The 10194-nt window shown below is 32.0% G+C and carries 8 protein-coding genes and 1 tRNA gene; 4 read left to right on the forward strand and 5 right to left on the reverse strand.

Going from position 1 to position 10194, the window contains the following annotated elements; all coding sequences use genetic code 11:
* Nucleotides 1-1035, forward strand: coding sequence for a rod shape-determining protein (locus ABNK64_RS08950; RefSeq protein WP_291254949.1), 1035 nt, complete (start codon nucleotides 1-3; stop codon nucleotides 1033-1035).
* Nucleotides 1035-1946: a DNA polymerase III delta subunit-related protein gene (locus tag ABNK64_RS08955; RefSeq protein ID WP_300342290.1), complete on the forward strand. Its 912-nt coding sequence runs from the start codon at nucleotides 1035-1037 to the stop codon at nucleotides 1944-1946. Before ABNK64_RS08950 ends, ABNK64_RS08955 begins: the two co-directional genes overlap by 1 nt.
* 104 nt (nucleotides 1947-2050) lie before the next feature.
* Here the strand turns inward: ABNK64_RS08955 and ABNK64_RS08960 are convergent, their stop codons facing one another.
* The 5 genes from ABNK64_RS08960 to ABNK64_RS08980 all read right to left on the reverse strand — a co-directional run bounded on the left by ABNK64_RS08960 (nucleotide 2051) and on the right by ABNK64_RS08980 (nucleotide 8453).
* Nucleotides 2051-3190: an FAD-dependent oxidoreductase gene (locus ABNK64_RS08960; RefSeq protein ID WP_349764158.1), complete on the reverse strand. Its 1140-nt coding sequence runs from the start codon at nucleotides 3188-3190 to the stop codon at nucleotides 2051-2053.
* A 27-nt stretch (nucleotides 3191-3217) separates the two neighbouring features.
* Entirely contained in the window at nucleotides 3218-4384 is a 1167-nt protein-coding gene (locus ABNK64_RS08965; protein WP_349764159.1) for an iron-containing alcohol dehydrogenase, read from the reverse strand.
* A gap of 133 nt (nucleotides 4385-4517) precedes the next feature.
* Nucleotides 4518-4865, reverse strand: coding sequence for a winged helix-turn-helix transcriptional regulator (locus ABNK64_RS08970; protein ID WP_291254953.1), 348 nt, complete (start codon nucleotides 4863-4865; stop codon nucleotides 4518-4520).
* A 101-nt stretch (nucleotides 4866-4966) separates the two neighbouring features.
* Complete coding sequence (locus ABNK64_RS08975) at nucleotides 4967-7519, reverse strand: FAD-dependent oxidoreductase (RefSeq protein WP_349764160.1); 2553 nt, start codon at nucleotides 7517-7519, stop codon at nucleotides 4967-4969.
* Nucleotides 7520-7532: 13 nt separating this feature from the next.
* Nucleotides 7533-8453: a DMT family transporter gene (locus ABNK64_RS08980; RefSeq protein WP_291254955.1), complete on the reverse strand. Its 921-nt coding sequence runs from the start codon at nucleotides 8451-8453 to the stop codon at nucleotides 7533-7535.
* A gap of 212 nt (nucleotides 8454-8665) precedes the next feature.
* Between ABNK64_RS08980 and ABNK64_RS08985 the strand changes: the two genes are divergently transcribed.
* Together ABNK64_RS08985 and ABNK64_RS08990 are read left to right on the forward strand one after the other, a co-directional pair.
* A complete protein-coding gene (locus ABNK64_RS08985) occupies nucleotides 8666-9970 on the forward strand; it encodes a sigma-54 interaction domain-containing protein (RefSeq protein WP_349764161.1) in 1305 nt (434 codons plus the stop codon).
* 143 nt (nucleotides 9971-10113) lie between these two features.
* Nucleotides 10114-10189, forward strand: a tRNA-Val gene (locus tag ABNK64_RS08990).
* Nucleotides 10190-10194 lie beyond the last annotated feature (5 nt).

Raw genomic sequence — 10194 nt, forward strand, 5'->3', positions numbered from 1 at the left:
ATGAAGTTTAAATTCCCAAATATTGGTTTTAATAGAAGTTTAGGAATAGATTTAGGAACTGCCAATACCTTAGTATATAGTAAAAAACACAGAAGAATAGTTTTAAATGAACCTTCAGTTGTGGCAGTTGAAAGGGAGAGCAGAAAGATTCTAGCCGTTGGAAACGAAGCTAAAGAGATGTTAGGAAAGACTCCAGATACAATTGTAGCTGTAAAACCATTGAGTGAAGGAGTTATAGCAGACTATGATGTGACAGAGGCTATGATAAAGTACTTTATAAAAAAAGTTTTTGGAACATATAGTTTCTTTATGCCTGAGATAATGATCTGCGTTCCTATTGATGTAACAGGAGTAGAGAAGAGAGCTGTATTAGAAGCTGCTATATCTGCAGGAGCAAAGAGAGCATATTTAATAGAAGAGGCAAGAGCAGCAGCATTGGGATCTGGAATGGATATATCAGTTCCAGAAGGAAATATGATAATTGATATTGGTGGAGGATCTACTGACGTTGCTGTAATCTCATTGGGTGGAACTGTAGTTAGTAAAACTATAAGAACAGCAGGAAATAATTTTGATGCTGATATAATAAAATATGTAAAGAAAACTCATAACCTATTGATAGGAGATAAAACTGCTGAGGAGATAAAGATTAAGATAGGAACAGCTCTACCATTAGAAGAGGAAGAGGTTATGACTATAAAGGGAAGAGATTTGATAATGGGACTTCCTAAGACTGTAGAGATCACATCAGAAGAGGTAAGAGAAGCTATTCACGACTCATTGATGGAGATAGTAGAGTGTGTAAAATATGTTTTAGAGCAGACTCCACCTGAATTGGCATCTGATATAATTGATAAGGGAATGACTATGGCTGGTGGAGGATCATTAATTAGAAACTTCCCAGAATTAGTAGCAAAACATACAAACTTAACTGTAAATTTAGCAGAAAATCCTTTAGAGAGTGTTGTAAGAGGTGCTGGACTTGCTCTTGATCAATTAAATATTTTAAGACAGATAGAGAAGGCAGAAAGATAATGATAAAAGATATAATTTCCAATGAAGAGGTAAAAGAATTTTTAAAAAATGAGCTAAAAATAGGTAAAAATTCTGGAACATACCTCTTCTATGGTAGTGATATGAGTTTATTAATGGAATTTGCAATATATTTTTCTCAAGGACTTTGTTGTGAAGCTATCAGTGGAGATTTTTGTGGACAGTGTGACACCTGTAAAAAAATACAAAAATTAGTTTACAGCGATTTAGAGATTTTAGACAATCCTGATGGGATAAAAGTTGATGAGATAAGAGAGTTAGCTTATAAATCATCAGCTAGTTCCTATGAGGGTGGGAAGAAGATATTTATATTAAAGAATATAAGCAAGATGAAGAAAGAGGCAAGTAATGCTTTATTAAAGCTTATAGAAGAGCCTAATCCAGGGAACTATTTTATTCTATTAAATGGAAATTTAAATATATTACCAACAATAAAATCGAGGAGTATACTTGTAAAGATAAAAAATAGAAGTGCTGAGGAGTTGGGGGTAGATGAATTTACCTACTCATTTTTCAGAGGAAATAGTGAGGATATACTAGGCTTTAAATCTATGGATATAAAGTTAGAAGAGGGTTATCCTTATGGAGAGATAGCTAGAGCTATCAGAGGTTATGAAGAGAGTGGAGAACTAAAATTTAAGATAAATATCTATAAAGCTATTCGAGATTTTGTAAATAATAGAAATTATCTAAAAACATATGAGAAGATATATTTTGCTGAAGAGATTGTGAGAGCTACTTCAGATAGAAATATATATAGGGAGATTGTAAGTTATTTGGTAAATTTTATGGGAGATTTAAATGGTTTAGAAGAGAGACTTACTATGAAAGGTATGTTGAGATTTCCTATAAATATGAGAGCCTTTTTTATTAATTTATTTTTAGATATATAAAAGAGGAAGTGAAATAATTAAAAGATAATCTTTATTTAAAGATAAAAAAAGGAAAAAAGCTACTTAAGAAGTAATTTTTTCCTTTTTTATTTTTACTTATTTTATTAACAGGATAAATAACTATGAATTTCTTTAGCGGTTTCTTTCCCAGAAAGGGTTGCTTGAACAACGGTTTGTGGTCCAGTTACTATATCTCCAGCCCAGAAGAAGCCTTCCATATCATTAGGATCAAATAGAGAGTATTGGCTGATAGCTACAATAACAGCATCACACTCTAAAAATACCTCTGTATTTTCAGCTGTATTTTTAAATAAAATTCCATTGTTTTCAAATTTGATAGGAGAGATCTCTGTGATAAATTCTACTCCATCATTTATTGTTTCAGTTATCTCGTGTTTTGTAGCTGGAGCTTGTGAAAGTGGTTTTCTATAAGCTACAGTGACATTATTTCCCTGTCTTTTAGCTGTTCTAGCCACGTCCATAGCCACATTACCAGCACCGATAACTATAACTTTTTTGTCAGTACCTAAGTTTGTTTTATTTTTAAGAAAATCAATACCATAAAAAATATGTGGTTGCTGATGTCCTTCAATCTCAAGTTTTTTGGGAAGCCAAGCTCCAATAGCTACTAGAATAGCATCAAACTCATTAGAAGCTTTCAGTTCAAGTAATCTCTCTTTATCAAAAAAACTATTACCAATGAACTTAATACCAAGTTCAGATATCTTATCTTCAAGTAAGTCTATATATTTTTTTGAAAGTCTAAAATCTGGTATCCCATATCTAAGCATTCCACCCATACATTCATTCTCATCAAAAATAGTGACATCATATCCCTTAGTTTTTAAAATTATTCCAGCTGAGAGTCCAGAGGGACCAGCACCAATAATTGCCACTTTTTTATGGCTAGATTCAGGTAAAATCTCAAAAATTTTATTTTCTAAAAAGTTGTTGATTAGAAAATTTTCAATTGCAGGGAAATCTACAGGAGTACTTTTTATACCTCTGATACAATTTCCCATACACTGTCTTTCAAAGGGACATATGAGTGAGCATACAATCGACATTGGATTGTTTTTGAAGATAAGTTCTCCAGCTTCCTCATATGCCTTATTTTTAAATAAATTTATTATGTTTGGAATATCTGTAGATATTGGACAAGAATTTTTACAACGGGCATTCTTACAGTTAAGACACCTATTACTTTCATCAATTAAATATTCAATATTTATATTTTCATTCATTCTTTTCCAATCTCCATTATTAATATTTTAGAATGTTACTTTTTCACCATAGTAGATTGCTGTTAATAGCTTTTTCATCTCTTCAACAGAAATCTCTCTAGGGTTAGTACCAGTACAAGGATCTGCAACTGAAGTAGCTGCTAAATCATCTAGGTGAGTCATAAAGAACTCTTCATCTATTCCATACTCTTTTAGAGAGTGAGGCATATTCATAGCAGTTCTTAATTCACCAATATATTTAACTAAAGACTCTACTAATTCTTTGTCAGAATCTCCAGCTAATTTTAATACTCTAGCTATATCTGCATAATCTTTTTCAGCAGTTTTAGCATTAAATTCTATTGCATATGATAGGTATATTGCATTAGCCATACCGTGAGCAATATTCAATATTTTTCCAGTTTTGTGAGCCATTGAGTGAACTATTCCTAAAATAGCATTTGAGAAAGCCATTCCAGCTAAGTTTTGAGCAATGTGCATCTCTTTTCTAGCCTCATCTTCACCATTGTAAGATTTAACTAAGTTCTTACCTATCATTTCGATTGCTTTTATTGATAGAGCATCTGTAAATGGACTTCTGAATGTTGAAGGATAAGCTTCAATAGCATGAGTTAAAGCGTCCATTCCAGTATTAGCAACTAATGATTTAGGCATAGTTTGAACAAGAGTAGTATCAACAATAGCAACATCTGGAGTGATATTATAATCAGCTATTGGATATTTTATTCCAGTGTTGTTATCAGTTATAACTGAGAAAGAAGTAACTTCTGTAGCTGTACCACTTGTTGTAGGGATAGCATAGAATTTAGCTTTTTGTCTTAACTCAGGTAAGTTAAATGGTTTTGCAGCCTCTTCAAAAGTGAAATTAGGGTGCTCATAGAAGATCCACATAGCTTTTGCAGCATCTATTGGAGAACCTCCACCAATACCGATTATAACATCTGGTTGGAACTCGTTCATCTCAGCAGTTCCTTTCATAACTGTTTGAACAGAAGGGTCATTTTCAATTCCTACAAATAATTTTGCTTCAATTCCAGCTTCTTTTAAGTTAGCTTCAACCTTTCCAACAGTTCCATCTTTAACAAGTCTTTCAGAACCTATTACGATAAAAGCTCTCTCTCCTTTAATAGTTTTTAAGTAAGATAATGCGTCTTCACCAAAGAACACATCTCTAGGGATTGTAAATCTTTTCATTTCTACCTCCGTAAAATTTAATATATTTTTTTATTACAGAGTCATTATATAGAAAAAGATTACTCTTGAAAAGAAGGCACTTTTTAGAAGGAAAGATACCAAAAGGTAGGAATTAAATAAAAATGGGCCTTAACTACTTATAATTTTTTACAAATTTTTTTCCCCATTCATCCATCTTCTGCATAATAGGAATCAATTCAAGTCCATTTTCAGTGAGAGAATACTCTACCATAGGGGGTACAGTTGGGTAGATTTTTCTACTTACAATACTATATTTTTCCAACTCTTTAAGTTGTTGAGTTAACATCTTTTGAGTAATTTCAGGAATTAATTTTCTAAATTCATTGTATCTAATAACCTTGTGTAGATAAAGATTCCAAATAATTAAAGCCTTCCATTTTCCACCAATTATTTCTAAAGTTAATTCAATTTCACATCTATAATTTGAACAACTAACCTTATTTTCTCTAGATTCTGGCATTTAAAAATCACCTCTATATTCTGAATAATAAAAAAGATAGCAATTTATATTATACAATAGATTGCTATCTTTTAATAGTTAAAATTATATTGAGAGTTTAATTATTTTTCTAAAAGTTCTTTAGTAGCTAATCTATTAGCCCACATCTCATCTTCTGATTTGTAACTTCTCTTTTCAAAAGTACTCTCGTTATAAGTGTCTCCAAATAATAGATCTAGAATATGTAGAGAATCCTTACCTGCAGCTTCTAAAGTACCTCTACAAGAACCACAGTATGAGATAACAGAGTCTTGAGTACAATCGTTAGCTCTTCTAGTATAGATCTCTTTATAAAGCTCAGGATTAGATGAACAAACCATTCCTCCAACTCCACAACATCTAGTGTTTTTACCAACATTGTGCATCTCTTCAAATTGGTAACCCATCTCTTTTAAAATCCATCTAATATTTTCATGGTGAGAGATAACATCTCTTGTAACACAAGAATCATGTACGTTGAATTTTACAGGGCTATTTTTTCCTTTACCAATAGCTTCTTTAGGAAGTCCAATTTTTTCTCTCATTAAATCCCAATAAGAGATAACTTTTTTATCACTAGTATCACTGAAAGTTTTAAAGCAAGAAGGACAGATAGTAACTATAACTTCAGCTCCCATACTTTCAATCTCATCATTTGCCAATTTATTTCTAAGGACAAATTTATCCTCTTCTCCAATCATTTTTGTAACTTTACCACAACATCTTAGCATAGCTGAAACATCATCACCTAAAACTTCTTTTAAGTGTGCATAAACTTTCTCTACAAGTTCAGGCTTATATGCTGGGATTGTACATCCAGGTACAAAAACGTATTTAGGAGATTTTTTCTCTTGAACAGATGTACAGTATTTAGGGCTACACTCCATTCTTTGAATTCTATCACTATCAACAAGATTTTCAATAACCTGTTGGTTGTTGTTGTCTCTTATATATTGATTCTTTAATTCTGTAAAATTACTTCTTAAATCTAAGTCTTTAGGACATTTAATAGTACATTGAGAGCACTCATTACAAGAGAAGGCAATCATCTTATCCATATGCTCATAACCTTTTTCTAAATAATCTCTAAATAACTCTTTAGGACAAGAAGTAAAGTTTTTAAGCATCATACACTCTTTCATACAAAGTCTACACTCACATTGACGACATCTATCAGCCTCATATTGAGCTTGTTCAGGAGTATATCCTAAAGAAACTTCTTTGAAAGACTTTATTCTCTCTTGAGGATCTAGTTCAGGAATATCAACTCTTCTCTCAAAAACCTCTTCCCAATTAACATCTCTTTTCAATTTAGTATCATAGCTACTTGTATCTTTTAATTCTCTACCTGCACTTAAATCTTCACCTTTTAAAAATCTATCTAGAGATTCAGCTGCACGACGTCCAGTAGCCATAGCTTGTATAACAATAACAGATTCTCCACTAGCATCTCCAGCTATAAAGACTTTTGGATTGTTAATACTTTGTAATGTTAATTTATCACACTCGAAAGTTGAATTTCTTCTCTGTGTTAATATATCTTTTGCAAATCTACCATCAACTTCTTGACCAATAGCAAATATAATAGTGTCAATTTCAATAGTTTTTAAGCTAGTTTCATCAAAACTAGGAGAAAACATTCCATTCTCATTAAATAGAGAGAGACACTGTTTTGCAATAATCTTTTCCAATCTGTTTTCAGAATTAACTATAATATCCTTAACTCCATATCCATGAATAAAAGTGATTCCCTCTTCAAAAGCTCCTTTTACCTCATGTTTAGATGCAGTCATCTCGTCAAAAGATTTTTCAAGAGCTAGAGAGTAAACTTCCTCTACTCCATTTAATCTTCTAGCAACTCTAGCACAGTCCATAGCTACATCTCCACCACCAACTACTAGAACTTTTTTTCCAATAGATACAGATGTTTTATCTAAAGCTACAGCTCTTAAGAAGTCACTTGCATTAGTGATATCAGGTGAAGCTATATTACTTCCATTTCTACCCTTATGTTTTCCTACAGCTACAACTACTCCATCAAATTTAGATAGGATTTCATCAAATTCTATATCTTTTCCAATTTCACAATTCATTTGGAAGTTTACGCCTAATTTTTCAAGGTAAGAGATCTCCCAAGAAAGAATATCTCTAGGTAGTCTATACTCTGGGATACCAACTGCCATCATACCACCTTTCACAGGAAGTTTTTCAAAAACAGTTACCTCATATCCTTTTCTAATCATATCTAGAGCAGATTGCATACCTGAAGGTCCAGCTCCAATAACAGCAATTTTTTTACCAGTGGCAGGAGCTTTCTTCATACTCCATAACTTCTCATTGTCATAGTGATCAGCTATATATCTTTTAAGACCAGCGATAGACATAGGTGAATGAATCTCAGCTATCTTACACTTCCCTTCACAAGGATGAGCACAGATACGTCCCAATGTTCCAGGTAGGAAAAGCTTCTCTCTAACTGTAAGTAAAGCTTCTTCTCCCTTTCCCTCTCTAAGTAATCTTATATACTCTTTTACATCAGTATGCATAGGGCAAGTTGCAACACAAGCAGGAGTTTCCTCTCCCATACACTCTGATACAATTTTTTTCATATTATCGATTATCTCGGTTTTTAGCATAATTAAAATCCTCCTATTTTGATTTTTTAGGTTCTATTGCAAAGATGAATACTCCAGCAACAATTACCAATCCCCAGATAATTAAGTGTGAATTTGCAGGTGCTCCAAATAAAACTATACTAAATACTATTGTCCAAAGTGCAGCAGTAGAGTTAAGAGCAGTACCCATAGCAGCTCCAATCAGATCAACTGCTTTATACCAACATAGATAAGTGATAGCTCCAAAGATAGCAATTCCAGCAAATTTCAAGAAAACACCAGTTTTTACAACTTCAAGAGCAGTATAAATCTCTCCAGAAAGTGGTAAAACTAAGAAACCATAGACAACCATAGATATGAAATATCTTAAACAAAGAAATTGTTGAGGAGCAGCTTGAATGTGATCCTCATCTTTTATATGTTTCATAGCAAAACCAATAATAACCCCTTCAGATGCCCAACCTAATACGGCTAAAAGAGCAAATAATATACCTGTACCAAATGTAGCTGGTATATCTCCAGTAGGTTTAAATCCTAACATAAAAGATCCTAAAAGACTGATAAAGATACCAAGAACAGCTCTTTTAGAAAGCTTCTCTTTAAGTAAAAAATATGATAATAAAGCTCCAACACCAGGATAGATAACTGATATACTAGAAGCATATGGAGCAGTAGCATATTTAATAGCTAGTAGATAGGCACTCATACCCACAGGAGCACCAACTAATGCAGCTACAGCAGTAGCTTTTCCTTTTTTTGTTTTTAATAATTGAAAACTTCCATAAAGTTGCTTTGAGAAAAGTAAAGTAAGTCCGATCCAGAAAAAAGCAAAACTATCGTGAAAAAATGCAGAAACTAATGGCGTGACTCCAACAGCACCCATCAAAATAGAGTCAAGTCCCCAAGCTAAACCAACAGTGATTCCTAATAAAATACCCTTCGTCCTATTGTTCATTAAAAAACTCCTTTTTATAAAATATTTAAATTTAAAATTTTAACATAATAACAAGCAATATCTATGCCAAGTGTTTTAATAGTGTAAAATTGCATTGCTATTAAAAAAATAAAAATAAAATTAGAAATATGTCATTTTTTGTTATATAATTAATGTAAATAATAATTACAGTGTCATTTATAATGACAGATAAAAGGGAGGGGGAAGTTTTAATGATTTCGTGGGAGATTCTAGATAAGATTGGAATAGGGGTAGCAGTATACTCTAAAGAGGGAGATATTGAGTATATAAATGAGTATGGAGATAGGTATTTTAATAAAAATTATACCAATATTTTTGATATATTTTCAGAATTAGATAGAAAAGAGATATTAAAAGGGGATTTTAAAATCTTGAGTAAAAACTACAATGGTATATTTATTATGCTTTTTCCTCAAAAGGAGAACAATCTAATTCTTTTTAAGGAGCAGGAGTTTTTTAAATCTTTTTCAAGTAAGGGTAGAAAATACTATGATTCAAAAGAGGAATACTCATTTGAGAATGTTATTGGAGAGAGTAAAGAGATAAAAAAAATAATAGAAGAGTGTAAAAAGATAGCAGATAATAATATGAATCTATTGATTACTGGTGAGAGTGGAACAGGAAAGGAGTTTTTTGCAAGGGCTATTCATAATAGTAGTTCAAGGAGAGATTATCCATTTATTCCATTAAATTGTGGAGCGATACCTAGAGATTTGATAGAGAGTGAGCTTTTTGGTTATGAGGCAGGAGCCTTTACAGGGGCAAATAAACAGGGGTATACAGGGAAATTTGAGTTGGCAAATGGAGGAACAATATTTCTAGATGAGATAGGAGAGATGCCACTGTCTATGCAGGTCTCTCTTTTGAGAGTTCTTCAGGATAAGTGTGTGACAAAGATAGGATCAAAAAAATGTAATAGAGTTGATGTAAGAATAATAGCTGCAACAAATAAGGATTTAAAAAAGGCTGTTCAAGAGGGAAGATTTAGGAAGGATCTATACTATAGATTAACAGCTTTCAATATTCAACTCCCACCTTTAAAAGAGAGAATAGGAGATATTCCTATATTTTTAGATTACCTTTTAAAAGAGAAGAGTATTGAAATGAATAAACCTATTCCGAAACTTTCACCTATGCTTTTTCAAAAAGTTATATCGTATTGTTGGCCGGGAAATATAAGAGAGTTGGAGAATTTTGTAGAAAATTTTGTAGCTTTAGACGGTATAAGCACTTATGATATCAATTTTGATGAATGCCATTGTATGACACACGATAATTTAGGAAATAGAATAAACTTTGATAATAAGACAAAAGTAATTGAAAAAGTAGAAGAGGAAAGAGTTATGTCAATTGTTGAATTAGAGAAACAGGAGATAAAAAAAGCATTGAGAGTATATAATGGAAATATGACTAAAATAGCTACTGCTTTAGGAATAAGTAGAAATGCATTGTATAATAAGATAAAAAGATATGAGATAGAGACTGTTGAAAAATAATTCAACAGTTTTTTATTTCATAGAAAAACTTATTATTTTAAAATATTTCTATATAATATAAAATAATCTAAAATAATATAATATAATCTAAATTGCTTTATTTCATAAAATAGTATATTATATACAAGCACGGTAAAGAAAATGGTCTCATAGCTCAGTTGGGAGAGCACCTGCCTTACAAGCAGGGGGTCACAGGTTCAAGTCCTGTTGAGACCACCATTAAT

The organism is Fusobacterium sp. SYSU M8D902 (assembly GCF_040199715.1).
Taxonomy (GTDB): Bacteria; Fusobacteriota; Fusobacteriia; order Fusobacteriales; family Fusobacteriaceae; genus Fusobacterium_A.

Coding starts and splice junctions, on each gene's coding strand:
- ABNK64_RS08950 (WP_291254949.1), top strand. CDS start 1: ATGAAGTTTAAATTCCCAAATATTGGTTTTAATAGAAGTTTAGGAATA.
- ABNK64_RS08955 (WP_300342290.1), top strand. CDS start 1,035: ATGATAAAAGATATAATTTCCAATGAAGAGGTAAAAGAATTTTTAAAA.
- ABNK64_RS08960 (WP_349764158.1), bottom strand. CDS start 3,190: ATGAATGAAAATATAAATATTGAATATTTAATTGATGAAAGTAATAGG.
- ABNK64_RS08965 (WP_349764159.1), bottom strand. CDS start 4,384: ATGAAAAGATTTACAATCCCTAGAGATGTGTTCTTTGGTGAAGACGCA.
- ABNK64_RS08970 (WP_291254953.1), bottom strand. CDS start 4,865: ATGCCAGAATCTAGAGAAAATAAGGTTAGTTGTTCAAATTATAGATGT.
- ABNK64_RS08975 (WP_349764160.1), bottom strand. CDS start 7,519: ATGCTAAAAACCGAGATAATCGATAATATGAAAAAAATTGTATCAGAG.
- ABNK64_RS08980 (WP_291254955.1), bottom strand. CDS start 8,453: ATGAACAATAGGACGAAGGGTATTTTATTAGGAATCACTGTTGGTTTA.
- ABNK64_RS08985 (WP_349764161.1), top strand. CDS start 8,666: ATGATTTCGTGGGAGATTCTAGATAAGATTGGAATAGGGGTAGCAGTA.